General features: G+C 68.4%; 16 protein-coding genes and 3 pseudogenes. 10 read left to right on the forward strand and 9 right to left on the reverse strand.

Annotated features, from left to right (window positions below; genetic code table 11):
* Positions 1-71: 71 nt before the first annotated feature.
* Positions 72-668, reverse strand: coding sequence for a transposase (locus tag ACFZDC_RS34935; RefSeq protein WP_391330189.1), 597 nt, complete (start codon positions 666-668; stop codon positions 72-74).
* Between the two features lie 409 nt (positions 669-1,077).
* Between ACFZDC_RS34935 and ACFZDC_RS34940 the strand changes: the two genes are divergently transcribed.
* Positions 1,078-2,040: a zinc-binding dehydrogenase gene (locus ACFZDC_RS34940; RefSeq protein ID WP_391330153.1), complete on the forward strand. Its 963-nt coding sequence runs from the start codon at positions 1,078-1,080 to the stop codon at positions 2,038-2,040.
* Between the two features lie 14 nt (positions 2,041-2,054).
* Here ACFZDC_RS34940 and ACFZDC_RS34945 read toward each other — a convergent pair whose 3' ends face one another.
* Entirely contained in the window at positions 2,055-2,270 is a 216-nt protein-coding gene (locus tag ACFZDC_RS34945) for a hypothetical protein (protein WP_391330202.1), read from the reverse strand.
* Positions 2,271-2,280: 10 nt separating this feature from the next.
* On the opposite strand from ACFZDC_RS34945, the pseudogene ACFZDC_RS34950 reads away from it, so the two are divergent.
* Both ACFZDC_RS34950 and ACFZDC_RS34955 read left to right on the forward strand, forming a co-directional pair.
* Positions 2,281-2,430 (forward strand): annotated as a pseudogene (locus tag ACFZDC_RS34950) (ribonuclease BN); the annotation flags it as partial.
* Between the two features lie 55 nt (positions 2,431-2,485).
* Positions 2,486-3,280 (forward strand): SDR family oxidoreductase, encoded by a 795-nt coding sequence (locus tag ACFZDC_RS34955; RefSeq protein WP_391330154.1) that lies wholly within the window; start codon positions 2,486-2,488, stop codon positions 3,278-3,280.
* A gap of 253 nt (positions 3,281-3,533) precedes the next feature.
* Here ACFZDC_RS34955 and ACFZDC_RS34960 read toward each other — a convergent pair whose 3' ends face one another.
* Positions 3,534-4,655 (reverse strand): FAD-dependent monooxygenase, encoded by a 1,122-nt coding sequence (locus tag ACFZDC_RS34960; RefSeq protein ID WP_391330156.1) that lies wholly within the window; start codon positions 4,653-4,655, stop codon positions 3,534-3,536.
* A gap of 313 nt (positions 4,656-4,968) precedes the next feature.
* Between ACFZDC_RS34960 and ACFZDC_RS34965 the strand changes: the two are divergent.
* The 3 genes and pseudogenes from ACFZDC_RS34965 to ACFZDC_RS34975 all read left to right on the forward strand — a co-directional run.
* Positions 4,969-5,082: pseudogene (locus ACFZDC_RS34965) on the forward strand (IS5/IS1182 family transposase); the annotation flags it as partial.
* A 307-nt stretch (positions 5,083-5,389) separates the two neighbouring features.
* Complete coding sequence (locus ACFZDC_RS34970) at positions 5,390-5,707, forward strand: hypothetical protein (protein WP_391330157.1); 318 nt, start codon at positions 5,390-5,392, stop codon at positions 5,705-5,707.
* A gap of 54 nt (positions 5,708-5,761) precedes the next feature.
* Positions 5,762-6,081, forward strand: a pseudogene (locus tag ACFZDC_RS34975) (oxygenase MpaB family protein); the annotation flags it as partial.
* A gap of 7 nt (positions 6,082-6,088) precedes the next feature.
* Here the strand turns inward: ACFZDC_RS34975 and ACFZDC_RS34980 are convergent.
* From ACFZDC_RS34980 to ACFZDC_RS34990, 3 genes are all read right to left on the reverse strand, one after another.
* The gene (locus ACFZDC_RS34980; RefSeq protein WP_391330159.1) at positions 6,089-6,868 is read right to left on the reverse strand and encodes a DUF1206 domain-containing protein; all 780 of its coding nucleotides are present in this window, start codon (positions 6,866-6,868) and stop codon (positions 6,089-6,091) included.
* Between the two features lie 129 nt (positions 6,869-6,997).
* Positions 6,998-7,123, reverse strand: coding sequence for a hypothetical protein (locus tag ACFZDC_RS34985; RefSeq protein ID WP_391330161.1), 126 nt, complete (start codon positions 7,121-7,123; stop codon positions 6,998-7,000).
* A gap of 717 nt (positions 7,124-7,840) precedes the next feature.
* Positions 7,841-8,017: a hypothetical protein gene (locus ACFZDC_RS34990; RefSeq protein WP_391330163.1), complete on the reverse strand. Its 177-nt coding sequence runs from the start codon at positions 8,015-8,017 to the stop codon at positions 7,841-7,843.
* Positions 8,018-8,661: 644 nt separating this feature from the next.
* Here ACFZDC_RS34990 and ACFZDC_RS34995 point away from each other — a divergent pair.
* A complete protein-coding gene (locus tag ACFZDC_RS34995; RefSeq protein ID WP_391330165.1) occupies positions 8,662-9,558 on the forward strand; it encodes a hypothetical protein in 897 nt (298 codons plus the stop codon).
* A gap of 278 nt (positions 9,559-9,836) precedes the next feature.
* Here ACFZDC_RS34995 and ACFZDC_RS35000 read toward each other — a convergent pair whose 3' ends face one another.
* A complete protein-coding gene (locus tag ACFZDC_RS35000) occupies positions 9,837-10,757 on the reverse strand; it encodes an intradiol ring-cleavage dioxygenase (RefSeq protein ID WP_391330166.1) in 921 nt (306 codons plus the stop codon).
* Positions 10,758-10,885: 128 nt separating this feature from the next.
* Positions 10,886-11,983 carry an IS630 family transposase gene (locus tag ACFZDC_RS35005; RefSeq protein WP_391330191.1) on the reverse strand — a complete coding sequence of 366 codons (1,098 nt, stop codon included), beginning with the start codon at positions 11,981-11,983 and terminating at the stop codon, positions 10,886-10,888.
* Between the two features lie 186 nt (positions 11,984-12,169).
* On the opposite strand from ACFZDC_RS35005, the gene ACFZDC_RS35010 reads away from it, so the two are divergent.
* From ACFZDC_RS35010 to ACFZDC_RS35020, 3 genes are all read left to right on the forward strand, one after another.
* The gene (locus ACFZDC_RS35010) at positions 12,170-12,595 is read left to right on the forward strand and encodes a transposase (protein ID WP_391330167.1); all 426 of its coding nucleotides are present in this window, start codon (positions 12,170-12,172) and stop codon (positions 12,593-12,595) included.
* Positions 12,596-12,670: 75 nt separating this feature from the next.
* Entirely contained in the window at positions 12,671-13,471 is an 801-nt protein-coding gene (locus ACFZDC_RS35015; RefSeq protein ID WP_391330169.1) for a transposase, read from the forward strand.
* A gap of 414 nt (positions 13,472-13,885) precedes the next feature.
* Positions 13,886-14,473, forward strand: a complete 588-nt coding sequence (locus tag ACFZDC_RS35020; protein ID WP_391330171.1) for a GNAT family N-acetyltransferase — start codon at positions 13,886-13,888, stop codon at positions 14,471-14,473.
* Positions 14,474-14,932: 459 nt separating this feature from the next.
* On the opposite strand, the gene ACFZDC_RS35025 is transcribed toward ACFZDC_RS35020, so the two are convergent.
* Complete coding sequence (locus tag ACFZDC_RS35025) at positions 14,933-15,079, reverse strand: hypothetical protein (RefSeq protein ID WP_391330172.1); 147 nt, start codon at positions 15,077-15,079, stop codon at positions 14,933-14,935.
* Positions 15,080-15,892: the final 813 nt, after the last annotated feature.

Consider the following 15,892-nt stretch of genomic DNA (forward strand, 5'->3'; position numbering starts at 1 on the left):
CGAACCACACCGAGCCCGCGCTGGTGGATACGCCCACATGGCGGGCAGCGGGTGCTCCTTTCAGGCCACCTCTACGCAGTTCGAAGTACCTCTTGGGCATCGACAGCGGCAAGCGATCTGGCGGATACTTCGGCATCAGACGGACTCCATCCAGGAGTCGCAACCACCGATGGAAACCGCCCGCTGTCCAGTGGCCGGTTCTGCCACTCGTACATGCCGTCGATCACCTTGTCGGTGATCGTGGAGATGGTCGTCTTGGACACTTCGGCGCCGTAGACCTCTTTGAGGCGGGCCGAGATCTCGCCGTGGGTCAGACCTCGGGCGGACAGTGAGAGGACCATCTCGTCGACGCCGTTCAACCGCCGCCGGCGCTTCTTGACAATCTGTGGCTCGAACGAGCCCGCCCGGTCCCGGGGCACCTCGATTTCCACCGGCCCGACGTCGGTGAGCACGGTCTTGGAGCGGGTGCCGTTGCGGACGTTGCCGCTCTCGGTCCGTTCGTGCCTCTCGTGCCCGAGGTGGCCGGTGATCTCGCCTTCGAGGGCGGACTCGAGGATCCTCTTCGTCAGCTGCCGCAGCAGCCCACCCTCACCGGTCAGCTGGATCCCGACGGCCTTCGCCCGGCCCACCAGCTGACTGATCAGCTGGTCATCCAGAGCGTCCCGTATCCCGGCGGGCTGAACTTCATCGCCATCGGCGGTGGTCTCGCTTTCTCCGGATCAAGCAGATCCAGTATCAGCGTGTCCACCACTCAGGGGGAGGCTCCCGGGTATCTGCGGTGTACTCGCTACCTTGATCCGCTTTGATCACGATCATCACTACCCGCGAGGCGGGATGCGCCATCACGACCCAGCCAGCGAGCAGGCATTGGCGATCACGATCGGACTGCTGCTGCTCGTTGGCACCGCTCTTCTCGTCGGGTGTGGGTGTCGTGGGAGGCGTGTTCCTGGTGAAGCGGGGTGATGGTGCCCACCTTCAGGGGTACGAGGTGTTGACTGGTGAAAGGCTGCCACGCATGCAGCTCATATCGGGTCATCTGGCTTGCGTGGCGTTCGCATACCCCGGAGGGTCGAACCCATGAAGGCGATCAGCTACAGCCGGTACGGCGGCCCCGAGGTGCTGGAGTACGGCGAGGTCCGCGATCCCAAGGTCGGACCCGACACGGTTTTGGTGAAGGTGCGGGCCGCGGCGGTGAACCCCGTCGACTGGAAGTGCCGCGAGGGCCATCTGGACAGCATCCTCGACGCCGTCTTCCCGGTGATCACGGGCTGGGACGTCTCCGGGGTGGTGGTGCAGCCGGGCGCCTCGGTCACCGAGTTCGCCGTCGGCGACGAGGTCATCGGCTACGTGCGCGAGGACTTCCTCTCCCGGGGCACCTTCGCCGAGTACGTGGCCGCCCCCGTGCGCACGCTGGCCCGCAAGCCGCGCAACCTCCCCTTCGAGGAGGCGGCCGGGCTGCCGCTCGCCGGGCTCACCGCCTTCCAGGCGCTGACCAAGGTGATGGAGGTCAAGGCGGGCGAGACCGTGCTCGTGCACGCCGCCGCGGGCGGGGTCGGCTCGATCGCCGTCCAGCTCGCCGCGCACCTGGGCGCCCGGGTCATCGGTACGGCGAGCGAGTACAACCACGAGTACGTGCGCTCGCTCGGCGCCGAACCGGTGACGTACGGGGAGGGGCTGGCCGAACGGGTGCGGGCGCTCGCGCCCGCGGGCGTGGACGCGGCGTTGGACACGATCGGTGGCCAGACGACGAAGACCTCGGCGGACCTGCTGACGCCGGAGGGCCGCCTGGTCTCCATCGCCGACCCGGAGGTGGTCGGCTACGGCGGCCTGTACTACTTCGTCCGCCCCGACACCGACGACCTGACACGGCTGTCCGAGCTGGCCGAGGACGGCGTGGTGTCCGTGCACGTGTCGCAGACGTTCCCGCTGGAGCGGGCGGCGGAAGCGCAGCGGCTGAACCAGGAGGGGCGGACCCGGGGCAAGATCGTGGTGAAGGTGGACTGGCCTGAACCCGCCCCCGACTACGAGGGCGCCCTCTAGCCCGGCTGGCCCGGTCAGACGACCAGAGCCGCCGCGCACACCGCCAGGGCGACCGCGTACAGAGCCGCCGCCGTGGCGAGCCATGGCGTGTGGGCCGGGGGCACGCCCTCCTGCGCCAGGACGCGGATGCGGTACTGGGCCAGGAGCAGAAAGCCCAGCCAGAGCATGCAGCACAGGGCGCAGACGGCGAGGCCAGCGGGTCTGGCGCCGTCGTGCAGGGCCGTCTTCACGGCCAGGACGGCGGCGACCGTGCGCCTGGAGTTCGACGCGGAGTCTGCACGCCAGCGGGCGATCGCCGGCGGGAACCCGCCGGACGCGGAGCCGTACGTCGAACCGCGCGACACGCGCGCGTGGGACGAGGAGGACGTACGCCGGCTGGACGACGCGTGAGCGTGCTGGGCCGGAACCCGGTAGGGCGGCCCGCGCGCGGGGAACCTGTCCTCGCATGCACATCGATCTGACTGGACGCACCGCCCTCGTCACCGGTTCGACGCAGGGCATCGGTGCCGCTATCGCCGCCGGTCTTGCCCGTGCAGGCGCCCGGGTGGCGGTGAACGGACGCAGCGAGGAGAGCGTGTCGGCCGCGGTCGCCACGCTGGCCCGGGAGGTCCCCGGCGCAGAACTGGTGCCGGTGGCCGCGGACGTGGCGGGCGAGGAGGGCGCCGGCCGGGTGGCCCAGGTGCTGCCGCGGGTCGACATCCTCATCAACAACCTCGGCATCTTCGGCTCCGCCGACCCGCTGGAGATCACTGACGCCGAATGGCGGCGGTACTTCGAGGTCAACGTCCTGGCCGCCGTACGGCTGACCCGGACCTACCTGCCCGGGATGACCGAGCGCGGCTGGGGGCGGATCCAGTACATCGCCAGCGACTCCGCCGTCGTCATCCCCGCCGAGATGATCCACTACGGGATGTCCAAGACCGCGCTGCTCGCGGTGAGCCGCGGATTCGCCAAGAAGACGGCGGCCACCGGCGTGACGGTGAACTCCGTCATCGCCGGGCCCACCCACACCGGCGGGGTCGAGGACTTCGTGTACGAACTCGTCGACCGGTCCCTGCCCTGGGACGAGGCCCAGCGCGCCTTCATGCGCGAGCACCGCCCGCAGTCCCTGCTGCAACGCCTGATCGAGCCGGAGGAGATCGCCAACATGGTCGTCTATCTCAGCTCCGAGCAGGCCTCGGCCACCACCGGGGGAGCGCTACGCGTCGACGGCGGGTACGTCGACGCGATCCTGCCCTGACCGTTCCCTCGCCCTACCAGGTCACCGGCAGGACGCGCGGCCCGCGGACGCGCTGATCCCCGAGCTGGCGTGGGCCCCGCTTACGGGCCGAGCGCACGTCCCGTACGGCATGCGTGCGCTTCCCGTACGCCTTCCGTACCCGTGGTCGGCGTGGCCAGCCCACCATCGGCACCGCTTACAGCGACCACGACCTGGTCCTCGGTCGCCGCACGGTCGAGGACGTCGCGGTGGACGGCGGTCACGGAGACAGGTGTCAGGAGCGATCGAACAGAGTGACTACGCTCTGCGGTGCTTCCTGTCCGAAGAAGATCTCCAGGTTTTGCGCCGAGCGCCTGGCGGCGTCGCCACTACGCAGGAACAGCCGCTCTTCGTAGGCGGTGAGCGCGACCTCGATGTCGGGTTGCTCAACCAGCTTGCTCGCCAGGTCTGCGCCGTCGTACATGGCGAGGTTCGCACCCTCGCCGGCGAAGGGCGACATCAGATGCGCGGCGTCGCCGACGAGCGTCACGCCGGGCACCCTGTCCCATTTGAGCCCGACGGGCAGGCCGTAGATGGGTCGGAGCCACGGTTCCACGTCGCTCTGTGTCACGAAGGCGGTGAGCAGCGACGACCAGCCATCGAACTCGTCGGCAAGTTGACGGGGGCCAGCGGACGGGTCGCCGAAGTCGATCGACCTCATCCACACCTCGGGCTTGTTCAGCGCCACGTATCCGCGCACGTGCCCGTCGGCGTAGCGATGCGCGATGATGCCTTTGCCCGGCGCGACCGCCATCAGCGTGCCGCTGCCGATCGCGGCCACGCTCGCCCGACAGTCCTGACCGCCCGAGGCGAGGGCGATCTCGATGAAGCAGGTTCCGCTGTAGACAGGCTTGGCGGGGGTGAGCAGCGGACGCACCTTCGACCATGCGCCGTCCGCGCCGATGACGATGTCGGCGCGCGTGGCGGAACATTCCGCGAAGGTGAGGACGTAGCCGCCCTCCGGAAGGTATCGGACCGAGGTGACCTTGTGACCCCACCTGATCGTCCCGGGCGCCAACGAGTCGATGAGCAGGCGCCTGAGTTCGCCACGATCCACCTCAGGACGGGCCGAACCGGGGTCCGCAGGCATGTCGAACAGGATCATGCCGTGGCGGTCGACCACACGCTTGGCGTCCTCGCCCGGGCGGACCAGAGTGAGGAACTCGTCGTACAGACCAGCTGCGCGAAGCGCGACCTGTCCGGTCTCTTCATGGATGTCAAACAGGCCGCCCTGTGCACGGGTCGTCGCCGAAGCCTCACCCTCGTAGATCGTCGCGGCGACGCCGTGAGCCTGAAGCACCCGCGCGAGCGTCAGCCCGCCCAGTCCCGCTCCGACAATGGCGATGGTCTTCTGCATGCTGCGCTCCTCTGTAGCGCCGACACGTGCCGGCGATGGTCAGCGCCAAAAGCGGACGGGATGCCCGATCTCGGCAAGGAGACGCTCACCGATCAGAACCATCTGCATCGATGTACGAGCGATGTCCGGCGGGTGGACCGCGGAACATCGTTTTTCGCGACCTCGTGACTATAGCTCGGCATCCGCCTCGCGGTGACCGGGACCGCTCACGCCGCGACGCACCGCGCCAGCCACGTTCATCCTCGACAACCGCCTCGACCGGCTCGGCAGTGTTGCCGGAAAGATGACACTCGCTCGCCCTGGTCCATCTGACGAACGCGGCGTCGCGCGCCTGAAGTCCTGGCGGATCTTCCGCAGATCCCGATGAAGTCCCAACGGCATGACGTCAATCGCCGAAGCGGTCCTCACCCTGGAGCGGCAACGCTGAGGAAGCTCACTGACGGACGTACTCAACATCGCTGCCACAGCCAACGAATTCTGCCGAACGCTGCTCAGCGCCGCCTCAGCCACCTCAATCGCTCCAGGATGACGATTACTCGGGCGGGCCACCGGCAGGCCGGTGGCCGTTGAAAAGATGCCGAGCCATGCAGTTCAACTGCCGTATGTGGCAATGCCGTTGCCAATGTGACGCGGTACGCCAGAGAGCTGATGGGGATAGGGGCCATGGCAGGAAGCACGCAGGAAGTACTCAAGGCGAGCACCACGCTGGAACGGGGCAGCCCGTTGGAATGCGGTTGAACCAGCTGCCGGCCGACCTGGGCGGTGGTGGCTCCACGGGAGGTGGGCAGCCGGACCTCGCGTCCTCTCCCGCCGAGAAAAAGGCCGCGGCTAACACGCTCCACAACGAGATCGAGCCACACACCACGACAGCGGGGGCCTGGGCGGACGACGAGACGAGCGCCGTGGTGAAGGCGTTCGATGCGAAGGACGGGCATGGCTGGGTCACGTCCAGTGCCGTGAGCAAGGCGCACAAGACCTGGAGCGAACAGGTACCGCAGCCTCCACAACCAGCCTCTTCGCCTTCTCCGGCGCTGAGGCCCCAAACCGTGTGACACACCTGCAGGCGCTGGAGAGCCATGCTCAAGACCTGTGGATGGGACCGCGGCGTCGCTGAGGCCCTCGGTGTCACCAACCCGCCACGTGACCAGCGGGCCCTCTCGGCACGGCTCGACGCCTCCCGGCCCGAGCTCCGGCTCACTCCCGAAGCCCGGCCCGCGGCCCGCTTCATGCTTCTCGACCCTCCGCTGTCGCTCCCCGGTACGGCGCTCTCGCCGCGGCCGGGGTGACCCTGCTGCCCTCCTGGGCCCGGACGCTGCTGCGGCTGCCCCGCCTGCCCCTCGTCGAGGACGTCACGGTGCGCCCGGCCGGTCACCTGCTCACCCGGACCATCCGCTGGGCCATGTCCCCGCCACCGCACATCAGCTGACAACACGTCAGAGCTTGCGCCAGCGGGCCTCGCACCAGGAGAAGACGCCGAACGCCGCCAGACCGAGCGCGATCACCGCGAGCAGCCACGGGCCGGCCGGCAAATCCCGGAACGCGCGCAGGGTGTCGTCCATGCCCTTCGCCTTGCCGGGCTGGTGCCGGACCGCCGCCACCACGGCGAACACACCCGCGACGGCGAACACGATCCCGCGGGCCGTGCCACCCGCGACACCGAAGAACTCGGTGACCTTCCGCGCCTTCGCGGACATGACCGCCGTGTTCAGGTGCTTGCGGAACTTCTTCATCACGGCCCGGGCCGCTATGTACAGCCCGGCGGCCACCACGGCCGCTCCGGCGATCCCGACGATCCACTGGCCGCCCGGCCACCCCAACACCTTGGCGGTCAGGTCGTCGGTGCGGCGGTCGGAGGAGCCGCTCCCGCTGCCCTTATCGCCGGCCGCGTACGAGAGCACCGACCACGACACGACGGCGTAGAAGACGAACCGGCCCGCGGCCATGACCCGCTTCGAGGGCTTGCCCCCGTCCGTGCCCGCGCCGCCGAAAACGGCCTGCGACAGCCGCCACAGCGCCATGCCGGCGAGCGCGATGCCGACGATCCACAGCATCGCCGACCCGAACGGGCGCTGGGCCAGCTCGCTCAGCGCCCCACCACGGTCGGCCTGCTTGCCGCCGCTGTCACCACCGAAGGCGATCTGCAGGGAAATGACCCCCACCAGCAGATAGATCAGCCCGCGGGCGGCGAAACCCGCACGCGCCGCCGCGGCCATCGCCGGGCTGTCCGCAGCCCGGCGCGCCCCGCCCCGCCCACCCACTGCCCATGCCTGTGCATTCATACTTCAGCCGATGCCCCCGGACCCCGTTCCGACACCTGGGCCCGGGGCGCCCGGCGCCCGGCCTCAGCGGGCCGGATCGTCGCCCCGCGTCCGCACCCGCTCCTCCAGCCGCAGCAGACTGCGTTCGAGGGCGTCGCACACCCGCTGCTCGCCCGGGCCGGGGCCGGCGTTGAAGAAGGACAGGTGCACGGTCCGACAAGTACGCGGCGAAAACGCTGTCGTTCTTCACCGGCTACCACCTCGACGGCTCGATCAGCCAGTCGCGACACCACCCTGAACGGGTCTGCACGCTACCAGCAGCGCACAAACTTGCGCGGCTCGGAGACGAGAGGCCCCGTTCTGGTCCACGAGCTCCGCGAGCATGCCCCCAGTATTGGCCAGAAGCTTATATCCGTGGTGGCGAGATGCCTGTGGGACTAAGACCGTGTCCTACGTGGTGAGTTGGACGTATCGTCCGCGATCTCCCACAACCCGTCTGGCACGATCCAGCTCCACTCGTCGCGTCCGCCCCGCCTGCCACTTCGCTGGCGAGACGAACCGAGAGGGCCAGGCAGAGGGGGATTTCTTTGGTTCTCAAGGGCCTCCTGCCCGAGGCAGCCGGACAAGAGACTCTCGCCACGCTGGAGCGGACTCCGCACGCTGGCCTACAGCGCCCCTGGTTCGCCGCGCCGCCGGAAGGTCACGGCCGCTGGATTCAGTTCGCCGAGCCGCAGGAGGACGACGACTACATGCCACCAGCTCGCCGCCGGCCGATCGGCCGTTTTGTCGATCGCTTCTCTGGCCGAGTGGACAAGGAAGAAGGCCCCCGTCTCGACGGGGGCCTTCGACCTCTTGGAAGCACCCACACTACCCCGCTCCAGGGGGATGGGGTCGCGCCCCTGGGGTAACTGCCTTACACCACGGCCCTCAGCCCACTGGGGCCGCGTCGGCCAGAACGCTGAGGTCCTCGGCGTGGGTGATGTACTGGTGGGTGGCCTTCCAAAAAAAGGTCGCGGATGAGCCCACCAGCACTGCCATCCTGCTGCGCCCATTCGCGGCGGAGGCGACCAGTGCGGCCAGTTCGTCATCATGCTGGCGGCGCACGTAGCCCGGAATCTCGCGCTGAGAGCGCCCAACGCGTGGGTCTCGAGAGCGGCATCGCTGCAGGCCACCGCCCCCTATTGGCGATGTGTCGTGGCGTGGCCGGATCCCACCACGTGTGAAGCGTCAAGGTCGCACTGTCGCACTCGTGAACTGTGTGAGCTGCGGCATTGCCAGTGACAGCGGGGCCCGCACGATGAGGTGGACGATGGGCATCAATCCTCCTCTTGGGTGATCATGTGCATGTGCGAGACAGCCAGGGGCTGAGCGTGTGGAAGACGGGGAACTGGTCGCGTACTCGCTCTGCCGGTGCAGTGCCACCTTCGCCAAAGTGTTCGACGCCGACGGCGGAGAGCCGGAGTGCCCGAGCCGGTCCTGACCGGCGCGCTCAGCGCGCTGTTCCTGCTGCTCTGTGACACCTGCCTTCACTCACCCGGATGGTCGAACCACCGGCGGACCGTCCATGCCGATGACAGCGTGGGGAAAGCCGGGCTCCAGCAAGGTCATCTGCCCATGGGTGAGCATCCCCCGGCGGGTGATCTTTCCACGGGACTCGCAGGATGATCCCGGCTGCTCGGCCGTAGGAGGACGGCCGGCTGGGCGGCCGCTCAACGCCGCCCGATCTCGTATGCAGGGAGCAACTCCACATGGCGATGAAGCAGACTTTGGTACTGGCGCTCGAGGATGCCCACCATGCCCATGCCGCAGCGCGCGACCGATTGCGGGCGGATGCGGCACTCGCGCCGCCCGGCCACCACCGGCAGGTGCTCGAGCGCCAGGCCGACGACATGCAGGACTGTGTGCACCGCATCGAACGCCATGCCCGCGGACTGCGGCCCCGCAGCCTTACCGGCGGCGCCGCCGACATGGCGCGGTTCGCCGCCCGCGCCACCTGGAAAACGGCCACGCTCCCGCTGACCCTCGGGCAGAAGACCGTGGCCGGGGTGATGCGCGGCCGGGGGCCGGCCGACGGGCGGCAGCTGCTGAGGAACACCGAGAACGAGTACGCCATCGCGGCCCGGGCCCTGGCCACCACTTGGGCCGGCGAGGTTCTCGCCGACCAGGCCCAGGACCAGGCGACCCTCGACCTGCTCCAGGAACTCCGCGGCCGGGACCAGGAGTTGCTGGCCGTGCTGGAGGACAACCTGGCCCAGCAGGCCCGATCCGTGGCCGCCGCGAGTGACGGCTTCCGTGTGGAACAGACGGCGAACGGCGGTCTCGCCCATGACGCCACCCGCCCGTTGCGGGCCGTCGCCGACCGGCTGCGCCAGGCGGCACACCCCGAAGAGCGCCCCGGCGCCGAAGAGGAGCCGGTGGCCGAGAAACCGGGAGTGACTGCCGCGGCCGAACAGATCCAAGGAGCGGTCAGCAGCGAGGGGAGCCTGCCCATCGTCGGCTTCAGCCAGCTCAGCGTCGAGGAGATCGAACGGCGCCTCCCTACTCTGTCCGAGTCCGCCCTGCACGTTCTCGAGGGGTACGAGCGCACGTACGGGCACCGCAAGGGTGTCTTGGAGGCCATCGAGCGGCTGAGCTCCCGGTCTTGACCGCACGACGCACCCGCCGAGCCCTCCCTCGGCTGCCTGGCCACACCTGCGAGCGGAGCTGTTCCCTCCTCCTTGGTCTGCGCTCCGGGACGCGCACGCGACGCAGAGCACGGGAATGCACACCGATGTCATGCCTCATATGTGCACCCGTTGTGACCGACTTCGCGCGCCCGGCACCGTGCGCACAGGACCTCCTTACTGCGACTGAGCTCCGCTCCTGCCCCATCGGGCGGTGGCGGAGCTCAGCGCTTTGGCTCAGTGCCTTGGGTCGGGGCGGATCAGGAGGAAGGGCTGGGGCTGGGGCCTCCGCCCGGACCGCCGCCGGGGGGACGGCCGCCCGCCTCGGGCGGTGTCGCGTCCGGGTCGAGGGCCAGCACGATCGAGCCGGTCAGGCCCTTGCTGTAAGTGCCCGGCTTGACCTGCTTGAGCGTGACCAGCGAGGCCGCGCCCGCCGACCGGGCGACGTGGTCTTCGGCCAGTTTGACCCGCTGGCTTCCCGTGTGCTGCGCGTACGGATCCAGCTTGGCGATGGCGTCGGCGACTTCGTCGGCGAAGAAGACCTGACCGGTGTGGGCGACGTGGCCGTCCTCGTACGTCCGGCCTTCGGCCTCGCCGCCGTAGTGCACCTTGAGGTGGATGTGGGTGGTGCGGCCGTAGTACCAGCCGGGGAAGATCGTCTCGAACGTCGCCTTGCCATGCCGGTCGGTGAGCTGCACTCCGCGCAGGAACGTCGCTTCGTCGGTGTTCGGAACGTGCCCGTTCTCGTCGGCTTTACTGGGATCGTAGGGCTGGTCCGGGGAGATGGCCGTGTAGCCGGCGTAGACGCCACCGGCGTCGCAGTGCCAGATGTCCACCGCCGCGTTGGGCAGGGGTTTGCAGGTTTTCGTGTCCACCACCTGGAAGGTCATGGCGAGCGGTACGCCGGGCCTACCCTCCGTGATGTTGCTGCGGACCTTCTCGTCCCCCAGATAGTAGGGGCCTGTCATCTGCTCCGCAGTGAGAACGCACTGCGGGGTGGCCGTGGAACCCGTGTCGGCAGAGCCAGCGGTGGTCGCGGCCGTGGCGGAACCCGAGGGCTCAGCTGAGGCGTTGGCGGCGTAGGCGGCGACTCCGGCCGCGCCGAGCCCCGCTCCGCCGAGTACGGTCAGGACCTTTCGCCTGCTGGGTCCCGCCTCGGCGGGGGCGTTTTCATCGTCCACTGAGCGTGTGTCCTGCTTGTCGTTTGACATGTCATGGAAGCTACAAACCGAGTGTGAGAGGGTCCTGGGCGGCGGCTGTGGATGCCCTATGTGACATCGGCTAGTGTGATGCGCCTGAAATCGCGGGCTTAAGTCTCTCGCTGATTCTCGGTGGCTGGCGGAGTGACTTTGGTGAGGTAGTCGGCGAGGGATTTGAGGATCTCGTCGGCGGTCTTGGTCCAGGTGAAGGGCCTGGGGTTCTCGTTCCATGAGTCGATCCAGGCCCTGATGTCATCCTCCAGCGCCTTCACGGAGGTGTGGACGCCGCGGCGGATCAGCTTGTCGGTCGGCAGGCCGAACCATCGCTCGACCTGGTTGATCCAGGAGGAGCCGGTCGGGGTGAAGTGGACATGGAAGCGGGGGTGCTTGCCGAGCCAGGTCTTGATCTCGGGAGTGTTGTGGGTGGCGTTGTCACACACCAGGTGCACGTCGAGTCCGGTGGGGACCGCCTTGTCTATCGTGACCAGGAACTTCTTGAACTCGATGGCCCGGTGGCGGCGGTGCAGTTCACCGATGACAGTGCCGTCGGCGATGTTGAAGGCGGCGAACAGGCTGGTGATGCCGTGCCGCAGGTAGTCGTGGGTGCGCCGCTCAGGCATGCCCGGCGTCATCGGCAGCACCGGCTGGGACCGGTCCAGCGCCTGAATCCGGCTCTTCTCATCCACGCACAACACCACGGCCTTCTGGGGCGGGTTGTGATACAGGCCGACGACATCGACGACCTTCGCGACGAACTGCGGGTCGGTGGAGAGCTTGAAGGCATCCTGCAGGTGCGGCTTGAGGTCGAACTTCTTCCAGATCCGCCCGATGGTGGACTTCGACAGCCCGGTGCGAGCGGCCATGGAGGCCCGCGACCAGTGGGTCTCCTGGCCCGGGGTGGAATCCAGCGTCGCGACGATGACGTCTTCGACCTGGTCGAGCAGGATGGACGGCGGCCGACCGGGCCGCGGCTCGTCGACCAGACCGTCCAGCCGCCGCTTGATGAACCGGGCCCGCCAGCGGTTCACCGACTGCTCGCTCACGCCGAGTTCGGCCGCCACCTGCTTGTTCGTCCCGCCCTCCGCGCACCGCAGCACGATCCTCGCGCGCAGAGCCAGGAACTGCGCGGTCTTCGCACGCCTCGCCAGGCGCGTCAGCTGAGCCCGTTCGTCAGCCTGGCTCGACGTGGAGACCTCCGTTCGCCGAATACATGGCGCGCCGGACGATGGGATAACCGTCCCCCGTTCGGCGTAGTCCGGCTAGCCCAAAATCATCGCGATTGCTCCACTCGGGTGAATATTGCCGACTGTGGTTGCATTCAGACGGGTATTGAGTTATTGAGCGATCTAACTAACCGTCCGATCATGTGACCGTCGTGTGCTCAAGTCGTTGAGGTGGGCATAGGGCGGGGTGATCTCACAGATGTCGAGTGGAAACGGCTGCGGCCGTTCCTCCCGGTCAGCAACAGGCGTTGTGGCCGCTGGCGAGACAACCGGCAGGTGATCGACGGGATCCTGCACCGGGTGCGGACCGGCGTTCAGTGGCGTGATCTACCCGAACGGTTCGGCCCGTGGAAGACGGTCCATGAACGGCACTGGTGCCGTTCATGGCACCTGGGAACGCCTGCTCCAGCGGGTCCAGGCCGAGGCCGATGCCGCGGGCGAGATCGACTCCACCATCGTGCGGGCGCATCAGCATGCTGTTGGCGCCCGCACCGATCCGCCGCCGACTCCCGCCTCAAAGGGGGACGCACCGGCAGAACACCAGCGCGAGACTTGCCGAGTCTGCTCGCCCGCTTGGTGCGGTGGTCCAGGAGTTGAGGGCCTGGGGCGCTCGCGTGGCGGGTTCACCACCAAGCTTCACCTGAGCGCGGACGGCCGCTGTCGCATCTGTCTTTGATCGTCACGCCAGGGCAGCGGGCGGATTGCACCCACTTCAAGCCTGTGCTGGAGAAGATCCGCGTCCCCCGCATCGGGCTGGGCCGGCCCCGCAAGAAGCCCGACAGCCTCGCCGCGGACAGGGCATACAGCAACAGGCCCTGTCGCGAATATCTGCGGCGCCGGGGCATCCGGCACACGATCCCTGAGAAGACCGACAGCCAGGCCGCCCGTGCTTCTGCGGGCAGGGGCATTCAGCCGGGCGTGCCGGACGACGAGCCGGACGAACCCTGCAGCGTCCTGGCGGCCAGTGCCATCCGCACCTCGGCGCTCGTCTGGATCGTGGCGCAGTCCCGTGAACGCTCCAGGGCCACCCGCACCACGCGCCAGAGCACACAGGTCGACGCGCCAGAGCACACAGGTCGACAGCTGTGGAAGGCATGGCTCATGACCTGGACGCTGCCGGAGCCGATGCTCGCCGCCCCCGTGTCCGACCCTGATCTGCCCCCGGGTTGGGCGGCGGAGCCGAAATGGGAGGGTTCTCCAGACACTTCGAGTTGTTTCATACGGGTGACAGCTCGGCATCTCTCAGCACGCCTCTGGCCGGCAACGGGGGACTGCCCTTTGCGTGAAGTGGTGACGCATGCCTGTGGGGTCACGTGCAGCCTGTTCTTCACCGACCAGCGGAAAATCTGGAAGGTCGGACAGGGCGCCGAATTGAGTCATGCAGAGCTCTCAGCTCTGTTCGCGCGGCGTCTGGTGCCGACGGGTACGCCGATTCTGCTGGATGAAGCGATGCGCCCGGTCAAGCCGGTGTAGTCGTGGTTCCGGTCGCTCCGGATCGGTGTCGTCGCCCGGCATCCATGGCGGGGGACACCGCGGCGTGCCACGCTTGCCAGCAGGTCCTGCTCACGACGTCCGGAGAGAAGCGGCAGTGCCGCACCGCGGCAGGTCACGGTAGACCGGAACCCATGAGACCGCGTTGATGCGTGCCGTGACGAGCGATGACGTCGTGTCACCGCGGATGTGGCGGCCCGTGGTGCGTGGCCGGGCGGTTGGGGTTTGGGAGGGTGGCATGACGCAGGGGTGGAAGATCACGGTCATCGTGCTGGCGGCGGTCGTCGTCTCGACGCCATTGATCTGGCTTTTATCAACTGCCCTTGGGGCCGGCCCGCGCGGGACGTAGCCTCCAGGGAGCGTGCGCAGGTACGGCGGAGCATCCCGGAGGGTCTTGTGTTGATCACGTGGTGTCGGGTCGAGCAGCAGGACTTCCCTCTGCTGCAAACGTGGCTGCAGCAGCCCCATGTGAAGCGTTGGTGGAATCACGAGACGACACCCGAAGCGGTGGCGCGCGACTTCGGCCCCGCCGCCCGAGGGGAGGAGCCATCAGAAGATCTCCTCGTATTCCTCGATGGCTCTCCGGTCGGTCTGATGCAGCGTTCACGCCTGTGCGACTACCCCGAGTACCTGGCCGAGCTCGCGGCCATCGTCCCTGTACCCGCCGGCGCGATGACCATCGACTACCTGATCGGCGACCCCCAACAGATCGGCCAGGACATCGGGACAGCAATGATCCGCTCGGTCATTGAGCGAACCTGGGCCGAGTATCCGGTCCTCTCCTGCATTCTCGTCCCGGTGGTCGCAGCCAACCGCGCTTCGTGGAGGGCACTGGAGAAGGCTGGGCTACGCCGGGTCGGGGTCGGCAACCTGGAGCCGGACAACCCGGTCGATGACTGGACCCACTACCTTTACCGGGTCGATCGGCCGGGGTCTGACGTCGCCTCCTTGATAGAGGAGTCGCCCTTCGACAGTCCGGGGTAGAAGGAAAGCCGCCTCGCTGCCGAGTGCCAGCAGCGCCTCTGCGAGGATCGGACCCGCCGGAACCCCGAACACGGAGGACCTGCGAGTCTGTTCGAGCTGTACGACGACGCACTCAGCACCCAGGTCGAGGGGATCCGCCGCGAGGCCGCACGAGAGGTGAGGGGGCGACCGGCAGCGCCCGAATATCTCGCAGGCGACGCTCTGTCACCGGTACGGCCCCAACCCGGGGCGTGGCGGTGCCTGTGCGCACCACCGGCAGAGCGCCGTAGAGACCCCGGCTGCCGGCCGCCGCACCCCGTCCGTGTCCGACGTCGTGTGCACGGCGGACTTCACCCTCGGCGAGACAATGGGTCGCGGGCCGGCCGTGGGCGTATGGGCCGGCCCGCCGGCCGCGGCGCCCCGCTCGGGCTGCCAGGCCTCGCGCTCGCCCTGCCCGGCCCCCGACAGGAGAAACCGGGCTCATCGGCGGCCGCGCAGCTTGCGTACCAGCTCCTGGGCCTGAGCTCGGCGGCGCGGGTCGGCCGCGGTCCGGCGCACCTGTTCGATCGTCCGCCGACCCTGCGGACTCCTCACGAACTGCTTGACGCGTTCGACAACTCCGGCCACGACACTCCTTCCGCCTGGGTGCTCTGCTTGTCTGAGGCACCGTCGTGTTCTCGGTTACCCGGTGACCTGCGGTCCATCCGCTTCCTGCCAAAGACGGGCCCGGCCGCCGTCAGACGGCTTGCAGACCGCGGCATTCGGGCCGGCGCCTGGCCGGCGGTGAGCTGGCCGGCGGCGCGAGCCCCCCAAGGCCACTGAACTGGTTGTAGTCCTGGGGACTGCCGGCGAAGCCGGTGATCCCCGAGGGAATGGCCTTCCTCGTCGATGACGACCTGCTCTTCGAAGACGAGGCATGGGCTGCGGGCCACCGCGGCCGCGAATGAGTGCATCGGTTGCGGCCGACGGAGAACTGCCCGGCACCTTCGTCTTGGGGTACGTACGCGCGGATCTTGCGGAATTGGTTCGTGTCTGCCCAGCTGCATGGGGTGGAGATCTTCGACACCCGAGATCGAGTGAAGGCCCTGCTCAGCACGTATGCGGTGGATCGCGCCAGTGGCGATCTCAAGCAGCGCCTCGGGGCGGTGACCTGGAACCAGCACATGGTGTGCTGGGCATGTTCTACCGGTTGGCGGTCGAGGAGTCGCACGGCACGTCGGTTCCGTTCACCTACCAGCAGCCGGCGGTGGGCTCTCGGCAACTCGGCCCGAGGGTCGGTTCTTCACCAGGGGTCGACGCAGGGGCGCGAGCCACGCTGCCCGGGCTCGGGGTCATGCAACAGCGTGGCTCTCGGCAACTCGGCCCGAGGGTCGGTTCTTCACCAGGGGTCGACGCAGGGGCGCGAGCCACGCTGCCCGGGCTCGGGGTCATGCAACAGCG

Source organism: Streptomyces sp. NPDC007905, assembly GCF_042959345.1.
Lineage (GTDB): Bacteria > Actinomycetota > Actinomycetes > Streptomycetales > Streptomycetaceae > Streptomyces.